Genomic DNA, 17,002 nt, shown 5'->3' on the forward strand with positions numbered 1-17,002 from the left:
AATGGCAGCGTGCCATCGTCGCGCACACGCGACTAAAATCTAACCGGCCAGCTGACAGCGCCGTTAGATTGCGGGGATATACTTGCATACGGCGTCGTATGTCGGGGAGGGAATTTCCGGCGCACGGAAGTCCGGCGGCCGTCTGGCCGCGCCGGCCCGTGTTGCGGCGCAGGCGTTTTTTCTTTCGTCTTCCGGAGTCCATGCACATGCTGTCCTCGAACCTATTCAGAATTTCGCTTCTGGCCGCCGGCGTCGCCGGTGCCCTGGCCAGCGGCCACGCCCACGCCGCCGCCTTCCAGCTGAAGGAAAACAGCGCCAAGGGCCAGGGCCGCGCGTTCGCCGGTTCGGCCAGCGCCCCGGGCGATGTCGCCGTGGTCGCCAACAACCCGGCCGCCATGCGCCTGCTCGATGGCCGTCAGCTGTCCATCGGCGCCAGCGCGATCAGCTTCAGCGCCGACTTCAAGGGCTCCGGCCGCTACGTCGGCGCGACCGGCCCGGGCACCGGCGCGCCGGTGAGCGGCGGCGACGGTGGCGATGCCGGCACCATCGCCGCGCTGCCGGCGGTGTACTTCGCCATGCCGGTGGGCGACAACATGCACTTCGGCGCTTCGCTGACCGTGCCGTTCGGCTTCAAGACCGAATACGACCGCGACTGGGTCGGCCGCTACCAGGGCATCAAGACCGAGCTGCAGACCATCGACGCCGGCCTGGCGTTCTCCTACGACGTCAATCCGTGGGTGTCCTTCGGCGCCTCGGTGTTCGCCGAGCGTCTGGACGTGGACCTGACCAACGCCATCGACTTCGGCACCGCCCTCTACGCCCAGCGCGTGCCGGGCGCCACGCCGGGCAGCCAGGACGGCTTCGCCCGCGTCAAGGGCGACAGCACCGAGGTCGGCTTCACCCTGGGCGGCCTGTTCAGCGTCGATGAGAACACCCACATCGGCTTCACCTACCGCTCGCGCGTGGACCACAAGATCGACGACGGCAAGGCCACCTTCGACGTGCCGCCGTTCGCCAAGGCCGTGCTGGCCGTGGCCGCGCCGGGCCAGTACGTCAACACCGGCGGCAGCGCCAAGATCATCATGCCGGCCAGCGCCACGGCCAGCTTCACCCACATCATCAACGATCGCTGGACGGTGATGGCGGACGTGAGCCGCACGGCGTGGAGCAAGTTCGACAAGATCACCGTCGACTTCGACTCGGCCCAGCCCGACAACACGCTGGTGTTCAACTACCGCGACACCACGTTCGGCTCGATCGGCGCGGACTACAAGTACAGCGACACGCTGACCTTCCGCGGCGGCCTGGCCTACGACCAGACCCCGACCCAGGCGCGGTACCGCGACGTGCGCGTGCCGGACAACACCCGCAAGTGGGTGTCGCTGGGCCTGACCTGGACGCCGTCGCCGAGCAGCGAGTGGAACGTGGGCTATACCCACCTGTTCGTCTCCGACCCGACCGTCAACGAGACCGCGGTCACCGGCAGCTCGCTGGTGGGTGCGTTCGACGTGGGCGGCGACGTGCTGGCCGGGTCGTACACCTACAAGTTCTGATCCACGCGGCAAGCCGACGTTCGCGAACCCCGCCTTGTGCGGGGTTCGCTTTTTGTGCGCGGCGCAACCGGCGTCGATGAGGCCCTAGGGCGCCTCGTGCAGGTGCACCACGCAGTTGCGGCCGCCGCGCTTGGCCTCGTACAGGGCCTGGTCGGCCAGGTCCATCAGGTCCTCCACGGCGATGCGTCGCGTCGCGCAGGCCACGCCGACGCTGACGCTCACGCGCAGGCCCAGGTGCGGCAGCAGACGCAGCGCACCGGTGGACTGCCGGATGCGCTCGCCCAGGCGGATGGCCTCCTCGCAGCTCATGCCGGCGGTGATCACCACGAATTCCTCGCCGCCCGTGCGCGCGAACAGGTCGTGCTGGCGGATGCAGGCGCGCACCGTGTCGGAGAACGCCTGCAGCACCTGGTCGCCGACCCGGTGGCCGTGGCTGTCGTTGATCTGCTTGAAGCGGTCCAGGTCCAGCGCCAGCACCGACAGCCCGTAGGGCGCGGCGGCGCCGCCGGGCGTGCGCCGCTCGTCCAGGCTGTCGCTCAGGCCGCGGCGATTGAGCGCGCCGGTCAGCGGGTCGACCAGCGCGCCGCGGCGAAGCGCCTCGGCGGCGTGGAAGCTGCTCAGCATCAGCATGCAGAAGTTGAGCATGAACCACAGCGCCAGATCCGCGCTGACCCACACATCGTTGATGTCGTAGTGGCCCTGGCCTTCGAACCAGTCCGACATCCCGCTGCTGTAGATGCAGATCAGCAGCGCGCAGGTGACCATCATCATGCGCGCGGGCACCTTGTCCAGCGAGCCGCGCAGCCGACGCAGTTGCCAGATCATCGTCAGCAGGGCCACCACTTCGACCAGGCTCAGGGCCAGGCCCTGCGCATCGGTGGTGCCGGCCGCCAGCCAGGCGATCGCCGGCGGCACCAGGCTCAGGGGCATCCACGCCAACTCCCAGCGGTGCAGGCGGCGCTGCTGGATGAACTGCACCAGCGCCCAGGCCAGCCCCGCCATGCCGGCGCAGGCCAGCATCGCGCCCAGGTTGATCGCCAGCATGGCCACGAGCGGATGGCCGGCCTGGTGCAGCGCACTGGCCAGGACATCGATGCTGTCCGCGCCCAGGGTGTAGGCCAGGTGCGCCAGGCCCCAGGTCGCGATGCCGTACAGCGTGCGCGAGACGTGGGCCACGTAGGCAAACAGGGCGAACAGCACCAGCGCCAGCAGGCAGTCGCTGATCAGGCTGAAGAACACCGAGTTGTCCATGGCGACGACTCCCCTCTCGATCCCGGCGTACCCCCGCGCGCCGGTCCCTCATCATTGGTCTTACCCGCAGTGCAGCACAAAGCGTGCCAGTGGTTTTCCCAACGCGCATCCGGCCGTGCTGACGCCTGCCTGCCCGTTGTACACGGGCGACGAGTCGGCCGCCCGACTACGACCATCGTCGCAGCGAACTGCCAGGACCCGGACGCGCCGATCGAGGCCGGGTGCAAGTCATTGAGCCGGAAACGCTTTTATGTGCGTTTGCACAATTTCTTGTCGGTTGCCGCACGCCGGATCGCGGGGCTACCATTCAGGCGTTTTCCGCAGCCAAGGGCGCGGCAGGCGCGATGATCGAAGTGGCGACACAGGGCCCGGAAGGGCGGGGAACACGGCTGACGCTGCGACCCCCGCGGGCGCTGAATGGGCGGCAGTTCGTGACGTTGTTCGTGGCCTGTACCGGCTTGATGTGGGGCGCGGCGATCCTGGGCTGGCTGGCGGGCAACGCCTTCGCCCCGGTGTTCGCGGTGCTGCACGGCGGCCTGGTCGGGCTGGCGCTGCGGGCGGCGTGGCGGGCCGGCGAGCGCGATGAGGTCATCGCGATCGCGCCGGAGTTGGTGGAGGTGCGGCGGCGCGCGCAGCGCGATGCCGCGTTCCGGGCGCATCCGTACTGGGTGCGGCTGGGCGTCGGTGGCGATGCGTGCGTCACCCTGTCCTCCAGTGGCCGGCAGGTGGAAGTGGGAAGGCTGCTCGGCCCGGCCGAGCGGCAGGAACTGGCAAGGCAGTTACGCGTTTCACTTGCGGCCGCAGTGCGGCCGTGACCGATGACACTGAAGGCGGGGTCTAGGCAATGACGCAAGGCAAGACAAGGGGAGGCAGCCGCGTCGCGCTGCTGGCGACATTGGCGGGCCTGCCGGGCCTGGCCTTGGCGCAGGTCGCCGATCCCAAGCCCTGGCAGCTCAACATGGGCCGGGGCGTCACCCACACCGCGCGCATGGCCTATGAGGCGCACATGGTGGCGCTGTGGGTCTGCGTGGCGATCGGCATCATCGTGTTCGGCGCGATGGGCTATGCGATGTTCAAGTTCCGCAAGTCCAAGGGCGCGGTCGCCGCGCAGTTCAGCCACAACACCACCGCCGAGCTGATCTGGACCATCGTGCCGGTGATCATCCTGATCGCCATGGCCTGGCCGGCGACGGCCAAGCTGATCGCGATGTACGACACGCGCGATTCGGAGATGACCATCAAGGTCACCGGCTACCAGTGGATGTGGAAGTACGAGTACCTGGGCCAGGGCGTGGAGTTCACCAGCCGCCTGGCGCGCAGCTCCGACCAGATGCGCCAGTCCGGCAAGGTGCCCGACGCCGCCAGCAATCCGCACTACCTGTTGGAAGTTGACCATCCACTGGTGCTGCCGGTGGACACCAAGATCCGCTTCGTCATCACCGCCGACGACGTCATCCACTCCTGGTGGGTGCCGGCGCTGGGCTGGAAGCAGGACGCCATCCCTGGCCTGATCAACGAGGCCTGGACCAATATCGAAGTGCCCGGCACCTACCGCGGCCAATGCGCCGAGCTGTGCGGCAAGGACCATGGCTTCATGCCGATCGTGGTGGAGGCCGTGTCCAAGGCCGACTTCCAGAAGTGGCTGGCCGCGCGCAAGCCGGCCGCGCCGGTGCCGCCGGCCCCGGCCGAAGGCTCGCCGGCGCCGGATGTGACGCCGGAACAGGCCGCGCCGGCCGGCGGCGACGCCAGCGCCAGCGCCGCGCCCGCCGCCGCCGAAGCAGCGCCCGCGCCCGCGCAGGCCTGATCTCTTCTCGCGACACCCGCTGCTTTCGAGGAACACGCCCATGGCCCACGCCGCCGCAGAGCACCACGACGATCACCACGGCCATCGCCAGGGCTTCGTCGAGCGCTGGTTCTTCTCCACCAACCACAAGGACATCGGCACGCTGTATCTGCTGTTCTCCTTCGTGATGTTCATCATCGGCGCGGCGATGAGCGTGGTGATCCGCGCCGAGCTGATGGAGCCGGGCCTGCAGTTCGTCAAGCCCGAGTTCTTCAACCAGATGACCACCGTGCACGCGCTGGTGATGATCTTCGGCGGCGTCATGCCGGCCTTCGTCGGCCTGGGCAACTGGATGATCCCGCTGCAGATCGGCGCGCCGGACATGGCGCTGCCGCGCATGAACAACTGGTCGTTCTGGCTGCTGCCGGTGGCCTTCACCCTGCTGCTGATGACGCTGTTCCTGCCCGGCGGCGCGCCGGCCGGCGGCTGGACGCTGTACCCGCCGCTGTCGCTGCAGGGCGGCGCCAACGTTGCTTTCAGCGTGTTCGCCATCCACGTGGCCGGCATCAGCTCGATCATGGGCGCGATCAACATCATCGCCACCATCCTCAACATGCGCGCGCCGGGCATGGATCTGCTGAAGATGCCGATCTTCGTGTGGACCTGGCTGATCACCGCCTTTCTGCTGATCGCGGTGATGCCGGTGCTGGCCGGCGCGGTGACCATGCTGCTGACCGACCGCTTCTTCGGCACCAGCTTCTTCAACGCCGCCGGCGGCGGCGACCCGGTGATGTACCAGCACATCTTCTGGTTCTTCGGCCATCCCGAGGTCTACATCATGATCCTGCCGGCCTTCGGCGTGGCCAGCGAGATCATCCCGACCTTCAGCCGCAAGCCGCTGTTCGGCTACCAGGCCATGGTCTACGCCACCGCCTCGATCGCCTTCCTGAGCTTCATCGTGTGGGCGCACCACATGTTCGCGGTGGGCATGCCGCTGGGCGGCGAGATCTACTTCATGTTCGCCACCATGCTGATCGCCATCCCCACCGGGGTGAAGGTGTTCAACTGGGTCTCGACCATGTGGAAGGGCTCGCTGAGCTTCGAGACGCCGATGCTGTGGGCGGTGGCCTTCGTCATCCTGTTCACCATCGGCGGCTTCTCCGGGCTGATGCTGGCCATCGTGCCGGCCGACTTCCAGTACCACGACACCTACTTCGTGGTGGCGCACTTCCACTACGTGCTGGTGACCGGCGCGGTGTTCTCGATCATCGCGGCCACCTACTACTGGTGGCCCAAGTGGACCGGGCGCATGTACAGCCAGTTCTGGAGCAAGTTCCATTTCTGGTGGACGGTGGTGTTCGTCAACGTGCTGTTCTTCCCGCAGCACTTCCTGGGCCTGGCCGGCATGCCGCGCCGCATCCCGGACTACAACGTGGTCTTCGCCGACTGGAACTTCGTCAGTTCGATCGGCGCCTTCGGCATGTTCCTCACGCCCTTCATGATGGCCGCCATCCTGGGCTGGTCGCTGAAGAAGGGCGCGCCGGCCGACGCGCGCGCCTGGGAGAACGCCAGGGGCCTGGAGTGGACGGTGCCCTCGCCGGCGCCGGCGCATACCTTCACCACGCCGCCGGTGATCAAGCCGGGCGACCTGGCGCACGAGGACATCGGTCACTGATGGACAGCCCGCGCGCCCCGCTGCAGACCATGGCCGAGGCCGCCAGGCGGCGGCGTGGCACGCGCATAACCGCGCTGGTGGTGGGCGGCATCGCGATCGCGATCTATGCCGCCTTCATCCTCTCCGGGGTGCTGCGCGCATGAACGCCCGGGACGCTGCCACCGCTTCGGCGCCGGATCGGCGCACCGCGGGCCTGCCGCGGCTGATCGGCGTGGCGGTGGTGGTGTTCGTGCTGACCTTCTCGCTGGTGCCGCTGTACCGGCTGGCCTGCGAGAAGGTGTTCGGCATCCGCCTGGACAAGGGGCCGGCCGCGGCCGGCCAGGTGGCCGGCGTGGCGGCGAGCAAGCGCCTGGTGACGGTGGAGTTCGATGGCGGCGTCAATTCGAAGCTGCCCTGGGCCTTCCACCCGGAGGTCCAGCGCATGCAGGTGGTGCCGGGCCAGCTGTACGAGGCGCAGTTCTTCGCCCGCAACGACGGCAAGCGCTCGATCGTGGGCAATGCGGTGCCTTCGGTGGCGCCGGCGCGGGCCTCGCAGTACTTCGTCAAGACCGAGTGCTTCTGCTTCACCGCGCAGACGCTGGAGGCCGGCGAGAGCCGCGATATGCCGCTGCGCTTCATGGTCGACCCGCATCTGCCCAGCGATGTCTCCACGATCACCCTGTCCTACACCTTCTTCAAGAACGATGCGCTGACCACCGCCCTGGCGGGCGCGGCGGCGAGTCCGACGGCGCATTCGGCGCCTTGATTGCCCAAGACCCTCAAAGGAACGCGTGATGGCGCAGACCCACTCCCAGGATGCCGATGTCTACTTCGTCCCGGCGCAGAGCAAGTGGCCCTTTGTCGGTTCGATCGCGATGTTCGTGCTGATGATCGGCGTGGCCAGCTGGCTCAACGACGCGGCCTGGGGCAAATGGACCTTCCTGGTCGGCGTGGTGCTGCTGGCGGCGACGCTGTTCATGTGGTTCGGCGATGTGATCCGCGAGTCGGTCGCCGGCCGCTACAACGGCCAGGTCGACGTGTCCTTCCGCATGGGGATGGTGTGGTTCATCTTCTCCGAGGTGATGTTCTTCGCCGCCTTCTTCGGCGCGCTGTTCTACACCCGCACCTTCTCCCTGCCGTGGCTGGGCGGGCAGGGCGACGGGGTAATGACTAACGCGCTGCTGTGGGAGGGGTACTCGGCCGGCTGGCCGACCAATGGCCCGGCGATGGTCGGCGGCACCTTCCAGACCATCCCGGCCTGGGGCCTGCCGCTGATCAACACGCTGATCCTGCTGACCTCCGGCGTGACCCTGACCATCGGCCACCACGCGCTCAAGGCGGCGCAGCGCGGCACCGTGCTGCTGTGGCTGGGCATCACCGTGCTGCTGGGTCTGACCTTCCTGTACTTCCAGGTGACCGAGTACGCGCATGCCTACCACGCGCTCAACCTGACGCTGGGCTCGGGCATCTACGGCTCGACCTTCTTCATGCTCACCGGCTTCCATGGTGCGCACGTGTTCCTGGGCACGCTGATGCTGGCGATCATGTGGCTGCGCGTGCTCAAGGGGCACTTCACCAAGGACCACCACTTCGCCTTCGAGGCGGCCGCGTGGTACTGGCATTTCGTCGACGTGGTGTGGCTGGCGCTGTTCCTGTTCGTTTACGTGCTTTGAGGCAGGGGCGCGTGGCGACGCGTGAGCGGAAGCCCAGCGCTTTTGCTCACTCCTCAGTGTCTGCGCGCGCGTTCCTCGCTTTCAGCCGCCGATGCCGTGCGGTTTGATCCAGCCGCTCCAGATGCCCAGCACGACCAGCGCGAACAGGGTCACCGACAGCCCGATGCGCCAGGTCAGTGAGCGCACCGTGCGCGTGGTCTGGCCGCGGTCGATCAGCAGGTAGTACAGGCCGGCGCCGAGGTTCCACACGATCATGATCAGGAAGGCGACGATCAGCAGGGTCTTGAGCGAGTCGTTCATGCGCACCTCTCGGGCGGCTGTGTGCCGCATGCGGGGATTATCGTCTGCCCTGGGCAGGCGGGCGTGAGCCGGCGCCTGTCCACGCCCGCCGGCTGGGCGCTGGCCCTGCTGGTGGCGGCGGTCTTCTCCGGGCTGGGCGTGTGGCAGCTCGGGCGTGCCAAGCAGAAACGCGCGATGCTGGAGCAGGTCGCCCAGGTGCTGCACGACCGCCAGCCGCGGCCGCTGGCTGACGCGGCGCAGCACGCCCGCGCGCAGGAGTTCGACTGGGCGGCCGGCAGCGGTCGCTTCGCGCCGGGCCCGGCGGTGCTGCTGGACAACCAGACCCACCAAGGCCAGGCCGGCGTGCGCGTCTACCGGGTGTTCGTGCCCGATGCCGGCGGCGCGCCGCTGCTGGTGGACCTGGGCTGGCAGCCGCTGGACGCGCAGCGCCAGCTGCCGCCGGTGCCGGCGCTGGCCGACACGCATCGCGTCGCCGGGCTGTTGGCGCCGCCGCCCTCGGCCGGGCTGCTGCGGGCGCCCGCGCAGGCCCAGGCCAACGGCGACCTGCTCGCCGTGGTGCTGGACCCGGCCGCGCTGGCCGCGCCGCTGCGCCAGCCGGTGCTGGCGCAGCGGGTGCTCAAGCTCGATCCGGCCCTGCCGGGCGGCTTTCCGCGCGACCTGGACGTGCTGCCCAACACGCTGCCACCGGAGCGCCACCTGGGCTATGCGGTGCAGTGGTTCGGCCTGGCGCTGGCGGTGCTGATCACCGCCGGCGTGCTCACGTGGCGGCGCAGACGCGCCGCGCGTGAGAAAATGGGGGCATGAACCCTTCCGACGTCGCTCCTGGCCGAAACCGTGGCCGGTGGATCCTGCTCGGCCTGTTCGTGTTGTTCTTCGGCAGCGTGGGCGCGGCCGGCGTGCTGCGCTTCGCCGGCTGGCAGCCGGCCGGGCTGAAGAACCACGGGGCGTTGCTGCGTCCGCCCGTGGACGTGCGCGCGCTGCAGCCGGCGCTGGCCGGTGGCGGCACCTACAGCTGGCGTCAGCCGCAGCGCACCTGGCGCATCGTGCTGGCGCCGCCGGCCGACTGCGTGGCCGACTGCGTGGCCCTGTCGCACCAGCTGGACACGGTCTGGCAGCTGTTCGGCCACAACGCCGACCAGGTGCACATCCTGTGGATCGGTCCGCCGCCGGCCGGTGCGGCGCGCCCGGTGTCGCTGCGCGTGATCGCCGCCGGCGATCCGCTGCGCGCCGCCCTGCCCCAGGTGGACGACGGCGCGGGCGTGCCGGTGTACGTGATCGATCCCAACGGCTTCGTGATCCAGCGCTTCGCCCCGGGCTTCGACCCGGCCGACCTGCGCAGCGACGTCGCCAAGCTGCTGAAACTCCTTTAGAGCGAACCCCACCGTAATGCCTGTCCTCCCACGCCTGCCGTTCCGGCACTTCCACCGCATCGCCTGGCTGGCGGCGATCATGACCGCCAGCACGATCGTCTTCGGCGGCTTCGTGCGCCTGTCCGATGCCGGCCTGAGCTGCCCGGACTGGCCGACCTGCTATGGCCGCGCGGCCTGGCCACAGGCGCCTTCGGAGATCATCGACCACGCCCAGCTGAAGATCCGCCCGCTGGAGACGCACAAGGCCTGGCGCGAGCAGGTGCACCGCTTCCTGGCCGGCATGCTCAGCCTCGAGATCTTCGCCCTGGCGCTGATGGCCGCGCGCCGGCGCCGGCTGGGCGTCGCGCAGGTGATCGTGGCGGCGGTCCTGGTGGCGCTGGCCATCCCGCTGTACATGCGCGGCCAGCACGTGGCGGCCAGCGTGCTGGCCCTGATCGGCGAGGGCATCCTGCTGGTCGCGGCGTGGCGCTGGTCTTCGGCGTCCGCGCCTGGCGGCGCGGGCGATCTTGCGCGCGTGGCGATGCTGACCCTGGCGATGATCATCTTCCAGGCCCTGCTGGGCATGTGGACGGTGACCTGGCTGCTCAAGCCCATCGTGGTGATGGGGCACCTGCTGGGCGGCCTGGCGACCTTCGGCCTGCTGGTGTGGATGGCCTGGCGGGCGACCCAGCTGCCGATCACCCTGGTCGATGCGCGCGCGCTCAAGCGCGTGCTGGGCGTGGGCCTGGGGCTGCTGGTGGTGCAGATCGCGCTGGGCGGCTGGGTCAGCGCCAACTACGCGGCGCTGGCCTGCGGCGGCGGCAGCTGGCGCATGGCCAACTTCCCGCAGTGCGTGGGCCAGTGGTGGCCGCCGCACGACTTCCACGAGGGCTTCACCCTGTGGCGCGGCATCGGCGTGGACTATGAAGGCGGCGTGCTCGACGGCGCCTCGCGCATCGCCATCCAGATGGCGCACCGGCTGATGGCCATCGTGCTGGCCTGCTGGCTGGTGTTCTGCGCGCTGCGGCTGTGGCGCCAGCCAGGCATGCGCGGCTGGGGCGCGGGCCTGCTGGCCGCGCTGCTGGCCCAGGTGACCCTGGGCATCCTCAACGTCAAGCTGGCCCTGCCGCTGGGCGTGGCCGTGCTGCACAACGCCGGCGCGGTGGTGCTGCTGTTCGTGCTGGTGTCGCTGCTGGCGCGGCTGAGGACGCCGGAATGAGCGCCGTGCGCGCCACGGCGAAGGACTACTGGGACCTGACCAAGCCGCGCGTGGTCGCCCTGATCGTGTTCACCGCCTTCGTCGGCATGATCCTGGCGATCCCCGGCCTGCCCAGCGCGACCCAGGTGCGGCACGGGCTGCTGGGCTTCGTGGGCATCTGGATCGCGGCCTCGGCGGCGGCGGCCATCAACCAGCTGCTCGATGCGCGCATCGATGCGCAGATGGCGCGCACCTCGTGGCGCCCGCTGGTGGTGGGCAAGGTGCAGCCCTGGCAGGTGCTGGTGTTCGCGCTGGTGCTGACCGTGATCTCGATGGCCATCCTGGTGCTGTGGGTCAACGTGATCACCGCGGTGCTGACGTTCTTCTCGCTGATCGGCTACGCGGTGATCTACACCGTCTACCTCAAGCGCGCCACGCCGCAGAACATCGTCATCGGCGGGCTGGCCGGGGCCACGCCGCCGATGCTGGGCTGGGCCGCGGTCACCGGCATGGAGGGCCCGTGGGACTGGGGCCACAGCCTGCTGCTGGTGCTGATCATCTTCGTCTGGACGCCGCCGCACTTCTGGGCACTGGCGATCTTCCGCCGCGAGGACTACGCCAAGGCGCTGATCCCGATGCTGCCGGTCACCCACGGCGTGGTCTATACGCGCTGGCAGATCCTGTTCTACACCGTGCTGCTGGTGGAGGCCACGCTGCTGCCGGTGCTGTTCGGGCTCAGCGGCCTGTTCTACCTGGGCGGGGCGCTGGTGCTGGGCGCGGGCTTCCTTTGGTACGCGTGGAAGCTGCTGGATCCGCCGGACGAATTCTTCGCCATGCGCACCTTCCGCTATTCGATCGTGTACCTGATGGCGCTGTTCGCCTTCCTGCTGGTGGACCACTGGCTGGCGCCGCTGCTGCCGGGCATCGCCGGGCGCAGCCTGTGAGCCCGTTGCGCCGGCGCCATGCGCGCGGGAGGATGGCCGCGCGGCGGCGCCGTTCCGCCGCCGCCACGTCCCTTCGAGTGATCGTCTGAATTCCATGAGTGTCGAGCGTCGCCGCACCAAGCGCAGCCCCCGTTTCACCGAGATCGCCATCGAGGCGGGGGTCAGCCCCAGCACCGTCGACCGCGTGCTCAACGAGCGCGGCAGCGTGTCCGACGCGCTGCGCCGCAAGGTGGTCGAGGCGGCCAAGCGCCTGGGCACCAACCGCCTGCTCCCGGACGTACGCCATGGCGTGCTGCATTTCGACGTGGTGCTGGTGCACAGCGAGATCGCGCTGTTCCAGCGCTTCAACAACGCGCTGGACCGCTACGCCAACCTGATCGGTCCGCGCGTGACCGTGCATCGCAGCGCCTGGGGCGAACGCGACGACGAACGCCTGGCCGAGTTCCTGGAGAATCCGCCGTATCCGCGCCACGGCCTGCTGATCGTGGCCCGCGACAACGCACGCATCGGCCAGGCCCTGCGCGCGGTGAATGCCGCCGGCACACCGGTGGTGACCATGACCTCGGACGTGTCCGGCATCCAGCGCCTGGCCTACGTGGGCATCGACAACGTGCTGGCCGGGCGCACCGCCGGCTACCTGGCCGGGCGTTTCACCCGCCAGGCGGGCAAGGTGTGGATGCCGGTGGCCTCGCTGGACTTCCGCTCGCAGCTGGATCGCGTGGAAGGCTTCACCCAGATCCTGGCCGAGCAGTTCCCGCACCTGGATCCGCTGCCGCCGGTGGAAGTGGCCGACGACAACGAGCGCGCCCACGCCCTGCTGCACGACACCCTGCGCCAGCGCCACGACATCGTGGCGATCTACAGCACCGGCGCGTGCTCGGGCGGCATCCGCCGCGCGCTGCGCCGCCATCCGCTGGCGGTGGCGCCGGTGTGGATCGGCCACGAGGCCACGCGCGAACACGCCGAGCTGCTGCGCGCCGGCGATCTGGCCGCGGTGATCGACCAGGACCCGGAAGGGCAGATCCTCTCCGGTCTGCAGCATCTGCTGCACGCCAACGAGGAACTCGAGCGCGCGCCGGAGCAGCGCACGCGCTTCCGCCTGATCACGCCCGAGAATCTGAGCCAGTTCGAGCTGTTCGCGTAGGAGCAGGGGCCAGGGGGCCGGAGGCCAGGGATCAGGGCAAAAACGGCGCGCCTGCTCAGTCGGCGATCGGCGCGTCGGTGCGCGCCTTGCCGCGCGCATAGCGCTGGGCCACGACAGCGCAGGTGATCAGCTGCACCTGGTGGTAGATCATCACCGGCAGCACGATCGCGCCCAGCGCGCCGCCGGCGAACATCACCTTGGCCATCGGCACGCCGGTGGCCAGGCTCTTCTTGGAGCCGCAGAACACGATGGCGATCTCGTCGCTGCGGGCGAAGCCCAGCCGGCGCGCCAGCAGCGTGATCAGGGCCATGGCCACGCCCAGCAGCGCCGCGGCGAAGCCGACCACGCCCAGCAGCGCCAGCAGCGGCGTGTGCTGCCACAGGCCCTCGACCACCGCCGCGCTGAAGGCGGTGTAGACCACCAGCAGGATCGTGCCCTGGTCGGTGTACTTGAGCACCGCGCGCCGGCGTTCGACCCAGCCGCCGATCAGCGGGCGCAGCAGGTGACCGGCCACGAACGGCACCAGCAGCTGCAGCAGGATCTTGAACATCGCCTGCAGCGGATCGGCCATCTGCCCTTGCGTGCCGGCGAGCAGGGTCATGATCGCCGGCGTCAGAAACACGCCCAGCAGGCTGGAGGCCGAGGCGGCGCACACCGCGGCCGGCACGTTGCCGCCGGCCATCGAGGTGAAGGCGATCGAGGACTGCACCGTGGACGGCAGCGCGCACAGGAACAGCAAGCCCAGCGCCAGGCCCGGCGTCAGCAGGTGCACCGCCAGCGGATGCACCATCAGGCCCAGCAGCGGGAACAGCACGAAGGTGCAGGCCAGGATGGTCAGATGCAGCCGCCAGTGGGTCATGCCGGCGACGATGGCCTCGCGCGACAGCCGCGCACCGTGCAGGAAGAACAGCGCGGCGATGGCCACATCGGTGATGTCGTCCATCCACCCCGCCGCGGTGCCGCGCACCGGCAGCAGCGAGGCCAGCAGGACCGTGCCCAGCAGGCAAAGCGTGAAGGAGTCGATGCGCAGACGCTTGAGCAGGTTCACGAGCAGGGCAGTGGAGCGGTGGGGACCTCGATTCTACCGGCCAGGTCGATGAGTCCGAGCGCGCTTTGGAGCATGGGCTGTGGGTGGGAACCGCCAGCGCTCAATGCCCCGATGCGCGCGCCTTGAGCAGTTCGCGCAGTTCGTACTTGTCGGTGTCGTCCAGGCCCTGCGCGCGCTGCTTGGCCAGCAGTTCGTCCAGGCGCTGCTGCAGGGTCTGCTTCTCCAGCTGCACCACCGCATCGTGCAGCTCCTGGCGCCAGGTGGCTTCCTCGCCGGGCAGGGCCTGCATCATCAGCTTCTGCAGCGCGGGCAGCTCCTCGCGTTCGGCGAAGTGCTCCAGCAGCGCGCCGGGGGTGATCTCCGGGCGCGCCTGGATGATGTCCAGCAGCTCGGTCAGCAGCGCGATGCCGGGCAGGCGCAGTCCGGCGAAGGTGTAGGGCATCGGCACTTCCAGCGCCAGCGACGGCGCGTGCAGCAGCAGCAGGATCGCGCTGCGCACCAGGCTGGGCCGCTGCTGCGGGCCGGACGGAGCGCGCCGCGCGACCGGGCGCGCCGCCGCGGGCGCCGGCGGCGGGTTGGCGCCCACGCCGGTGATCCGCGCCAGCTGCGCCCGCATCAGGTCGCCGAAGGCGCCGTCGGGGATCTGCGCCAGCAGTGGCTTGGCGCGTTCGGCCAGGCGCGCCTTGCCGTCCAGCGTGCCCAGGTTGATCTCGCGCGAGAGCTCGTCGAAGAAGAATTCCGACAGCGGCGTGGCCTGGGCCAGGCGCGCGGCGAAGCCCTCGGCGCCCTCCTTGCGCACGATGGTGTCCGGGTCCTCGCCGTCGGGCAGGAACAAAAAGAACGCCTGCCGCCCGTCCTTCATCCGCGGCAGCACCGACTCCAGCGCGCGCCAGCCGGCGCGCTGCCCGGCCGCGTCGCCGTCGAAGCAGAAGTACACATCGGCCGCATTGCGGAACAGCAGCTCGGCATGGTCCGGCGTGGTCGCCGTGCCCAGCGTGGCCACCGCGTACTTCACGCCGAACTGGAACAGGCTGACCACGTCCATGTAGCCCTCCACCACCACCAGCTTCTCGATCTTCTGGTTAGCCTGGCGCACCTGCCACAGGCCGTACAGCTCGCGGCCCTTGTGGAACAGCGCGGTCTCGGGGCTGTTGAGGTACTTGGGCCCGTCGTCCTTGTCCAGCACGCGCCCGCCGAAGGCGATGGTGCGCCCGCGCCGGTCGGCGATGGGGAACATCACCCGGTCGCGGAACTTGTCGTAGACGTGGCCGCGGTCGTTCTTGGAGAACATGCCGCCGCGTTCGAGCAGCTGCATCCGGCGCGCGTCGGTGCCCAGCGCGTCCTTCAGCGCCGAATAGCCGTCGGGCGCATAGCCGATGCCGAAGGCCGCGCGCGTGGCCGCGTCCACGCCGCGCCCGTCCAGGTACGCCCTGGCCTTGTCGCTGGCCTCCAGCTGCCGCTGGAAGAAGCGCGCGCTGGCCTCCAGCATCGTGTACAGCTCGCGGCTGTCGTCGCTCTGGTTGCGCTGGGCGGTCTCGCGCGGGACCTCCATGCCGGCGCGCTTGGCCAGCTCGTCGACCGCATCGAGGAACTCGAGGCGGTCGTAGTTCATCAGGAAGCTGATCGCCGTGCCGTGCGCGCCGCAGCCGAAGCAGTGATAGAACTGCTTGACCGGCGAGACGGTGAAGCTGGCCGAACGCTCGTCGTGGAACGGGCAGCGCGCCGCGTACTCCTTGCCCTGCCGCTTGAGCGGCACGCGCGTGCCGATCACCTCGACGATGTCCGTCCGGGCGAGCAGGTCATCGATGAAAGCGTCGGGAATACGGGCCATGGCAGACGACTAGGATGCCACGCCCGTCAAGCCAAGCCGCCCCGGCCTTCCCTTGTACCCGGTCGTGCGTGCCCTCTCCCTCGCGCCAGCCCGTTTTCGGCCCCCTCCCTTTCGCCGAAGGCGAAGGGGAGCTCGAAGTCGCGAGCTAGCGACTGAGGGGGAGGGGTCGCTCTTCGCGCAGACCGTCCCAACCAGCCTCCCTCTCCCGCGTTCCGCAAAGAGGCAAAGACCCAGCGTTTCCTAAAGCAGCCAGCGCGCCGAGGCGCGCCCCACAACCCTCAGACCCGCGGCGCCCCATCCTGATGCGAAGGCAGCTCCTGCGCCGGCAGCGCCTGGGCGTCGGGATCGACCGCCTCGGGGCGCTCGGTGGAACTCTGGCGCAAGACGGCCTCGCGCTCGGCGGCCCGGTGCGCGGCCCGGGCGTCCATCCGCTCGTCGATCACCGCGGTCAGCAGCGCGCCGACGAAGAACACCACGGTGGCGTAGTACAGCCACACCAGCATGATCACCATCGCGCCCATCGTCCCGTAGGCGCTGCCCGGGTCGGTGCTCGCCAGGTACAGCCCGATGCCGTAGCGCCCGGCGATGAACAGCCCGGCGGTGATCACCCCGCCCAGCAGCGCCTGGCGCCATTCCACCGGCCGGTCGGGCAGATAGTGGTAGAGGAAACCGAACGCAGCCGCGTACAGCACGAAGGTCAGCGCATTGCCCAGCACCGGCAGCAGCGAGGGCACGCTGGCCAGCACCACCTGCAGCGCGGTGGCGGCCATCATCGAGACGATCAGCAGGAAGCCCAGCCCCAGCACCACGCCGAAGGAGAACACGCGCTTCTTCAGGAAATCCCATACACCGCCCGTCAGCGCGGTGCGGTCGGTGTAGAAGATCAGGTTCAACGCGGCCTGCAGGCGCGCGAACACTGCGGTGGCGCCGACGAACAGCAGCAGCGTGCTCCACAGCCCGGCCAGCGATCCCACGCTGGGCTGGGCCTTGGCGTTGGTCAGCACGGTGCGCGCCACGGCCCCGGCCTGCGGCCCGGCCAGCCCAGCGATCTGCCGCAGCAGCTCGTCCTGCGCCGGCGGGTAGAGCGAGGCCACGATCCACAGCAACAGCACCAGCAGCGGCGCCAGCGACAGCAGCGCATAGAAGGTCAGGGCCGCGGCCTGGGTCATCAGGTCGCTCTCGGAGAAGCGCTTGGCCAGCGCCACCGGAAAACTGTCCTGCAGCTTCTGCAGGCGACGGCTCAGTTTGTCGGACGAGGGCAGATGCATGGCATT

General features: G+C 69.5%; 17 protein-coding genes. 12 read left to right on the top strand and 5 right to left on the bottom strand.

Going from position 1 to position 17,002, the window contains the following annotated elements; all coding sequences use genetic code 11:
* Positions 1-206 precede the first annotated feature (206 nt).
* Positions 207-1,553 carry an outer membrane protein transport protein gene (locus tag WFQ05_RS07970; RefSeq protein ID WP_306994972.1) on the top strand — a complete coding sequence of 449 codons (1,347 nt, stop codon included), beginning with the start codon at positions 207-209 and terminating at the stop codon, positions 1,551-1,553.
* An 84-nt stretch (positions 1,554-1,637) separates the two neighbouring features.
* On the opposite strand, the gene WFQ05_RS07975 is transcribed toward WFQ05_RS07970, so the two are convergent.
* Positions 1,638-2,804 carry a GGDEF domain-containing protein gene (locus WFQ05_RS07975; protein ID WP_337053370.1) on the bottom strand — a complete coding sequence of 389 codons (1,167 nt, stop codon included), beginning with the start codon at positions 2,802-2,804 and terminating at the stop codon, positions 1,638-1,640.
* 344 nt (positions 2,805-3,148) lie between these two features.
* Here WFQ05_RS07975 and WFQ05_RS07980 point away from each other — a divergent pair, with 344 nt between their 5' ends.
* From WFQ05_RS07980 to WFQ05_RS08005, 6 genes are read left to right on the top strand one after another with little or no spacing between them, the layout of a single operon-like run.
* A complete protein-coding gene (locus WFQ05_RS07980; RefSeq protein ID WP_130521662.1) occupies positions 3,149-3,619 on the top strand; it encodes a DUF2244 domain-containing protein in 471 nt (156 codons plus the stop codon).
* A gap of 29 nt (positions 3,620-3,648) precedes the next feature.
* Positions 3,649-4,608, top strand: coding sequence for a cytochrome c oxidase subunit II (coxB, locus tag WFQ05_RS07985; protein ID WP_337053371.1), 960 nt, complete (start codon positions 3,649-3,651; stop codon positions 4,606-4,608).
* Positions 4,609-4,648: 40 nt separating this feature from the next.
* Positions 4,649-6,262, top strand: coding sequence for a cytochrome c oxidase subunit I (ctaD, locus tag WFQ05_RS07990; protein ID WP_337053373.1), 1,614 nt, complete (start codon positions 4,649-4,651; stop codon positions 6,260-6,262).
* A complete protein-coding gene (locus tag WFQ05_RS07995; protein ID WP_165394652.1) occupies positions 6,262-6,405 on the top strand; it encodes a hypothetical protein in 144 nt (47 codons plus the stop codon). The genes ctaD and WFQ05_RS07995 overlap by 1 nt, the downstream gene beginning before the upstream one ends.
* Positions 6,402-7,007 (top strand): cytochrome c oxidase assembly protein, encoded by a 606-nt coding sequence (locus WFQ05_RS08000; RefSeq protein WP_130521510.1) that lies wholly within the window; start codon positions 6,402-6,404, stop codon positions 7,005-7,007. Before WFQ05_RS07995 ends, WFQ05_RS08000 begins: the two co-directional genes overlap by 4 nt.
* A 28-nt stretch (positions 7,008-7,035) precedes the next feature.
* Positions 7,036-7,914 carry a cytochrome c oxidase subunit 3 gene (locus WFQ05_RS08005; RefSeq protein WP_130524646.1) on the top strand — a complete coding sequence of 293 codons (879 nt, stop codon included), beginning with the start codon at positions 7,036-7,038 and terminating at the stop codon, positions 7,912-7,914.
* 81 nt (positions 7,915-7,995) lie between these two features.
* Here WFQ05_RS08005 and WFQ05_RS08010 read toward each other — a convergent pair whose 3' ends face one another.
* Positions 7,996-8,214: a twin transmembrane helix small protein gene (locus tag WFQ05_RS08010; protein WP_130521513.1), complete on the bottom strand. Its 219-nt coding sequence runs from the start codon at positions 8,212-8,214 to the stop codon at positions 7,996-7,998.
* Positions 8,215-8,277: 63 nt separating this feature from the next.
* Between WFQ05_RS08010 and WFQ05_RS08015 the strand changes: the two genes are divergently transcribed.
* From WFQ05_RS08015 to WFQ05_RS08035, 5 genes are all read left to right on the top strand, one after another.
* Positions 8,278-9,018, top strand: coding sequence for an SURF1 family protein (locus WFQ05_RS08015; RefSeq protein WP_337053374.1), 741 nt, complete (start codon positions 8,278-8,280; stop codon positions 9,016-9,018).
* Positions 9,015-9,584, top strand: a complete 570-nt coding sequence (locus WFQ05_RS08020; RefSeq protein ID WP_337053375.1) for a hypothetical protein — start codon at positions 9,015-9,017, stop codon at positions 9,582-9,584. The genes WFQ05_RS08015 and WFQ05_RS08020 overlap by 4 nt, the downstream gene beginning before the upstream one ends.
* 16 nt (positions 9,585-9,600) lie before the next feature.
* Complete coding sequence (locus tag WFQ05_RS08025; protein ID WP_337053376.1) at positions 9,601-10,782, top strand: COX15/CtaA family protein; 1,182 nt, start codon at positions 9,601-9,603, stop codon at positions 10,780-10,782.
* 5 nt (positions 10,783-10,787) lie between these two features.
* Positions 10,788-11,705: a heme o synthase gene (gene cyoE / locus WFQ05_RS08030; RefSeq protein WP_234852752.1), complete on the top strand. Its 918-nt coding sequence runs from the start codon at positions 10,788-10,790 to the stop codon at positions 11,703-11,705.
* A gap of 94 nt (positions 11,706-11,799) precedes the next feature.
* Positions 11,800-12,849, top strand: coding sequence for a LacI family DNA-binding transcriptional regulator (locus WFQ05_RS08035; protein ID WP_130524649.1), 1,050 nt, complete (start codon positions 11,800-11,802; stop codon positions 12,847-12,849).
* Between the two features lie 55 nt (positions 12,850-12,904).
* Here WFQ05_RS08035 and WFQ05_RS08040 read toward each other — a convergent pair whose 3' ends face one another.
* The 3 genes from WFQ05_RS08040 to WFQ05_RS08050 all read right to left on the bottom strand — a co-directional run bounded on the left by WFQ05_RS08040 (position 12,905) and on the right by WFQ05_RS08050 (position 16,996).
* Positions 12,905-13,897, bottom strand: coding sequence for a bile acid:sodium symporter family protein (locus tag WFQ05_RS08040; RefSeq protein ID WP_337053377.1), 993 nt, complete (start codon positions 13,895-13,897; stop codon positions 12,905-12,907).
* Between the two features lie 100 nt (positions 13,898-13,997).
* A complete protein-coding gene (gene dnaG, locus WFQ05_RS08045) occupies positions 13,998-15,728 on the bottom strand; it encodes a DNA primase (RefSeq protein WP_130521525.1) in 1,731 nt (576 codons plus the stop codon).
* Between the two features lie 278 nt (positions 15,729-16,006).
* Positions 16,007-16,996 carry a YihY/virulence factor BrkB family protein gene (locus WFQ05_RS08050; protein ID WP_130521526.1) on the bottom strand — a complete coding sequence of 330 codons (990 nt, stop codon included), beginning with the start codon at positions 16,994-16,996 and terminating at the stop codon, positions 16,007-16,009.
* Positions 16,997-17,002 lie beyond the last annotated feature (6 nt).

The sequence above is a fragment of the Pseudoxanthomonas sp. USHLN014 genome (assembly GCF_037153335.1).
Taxonomy (GTDB): Bacteria; Pseudomonadota; Gammaproteobacteria; order Xanthomonadales; family Xanthomonadaceae; genus Pseudoxanthomonas_A; species Pseudoxanthomonas_A winnipegensis.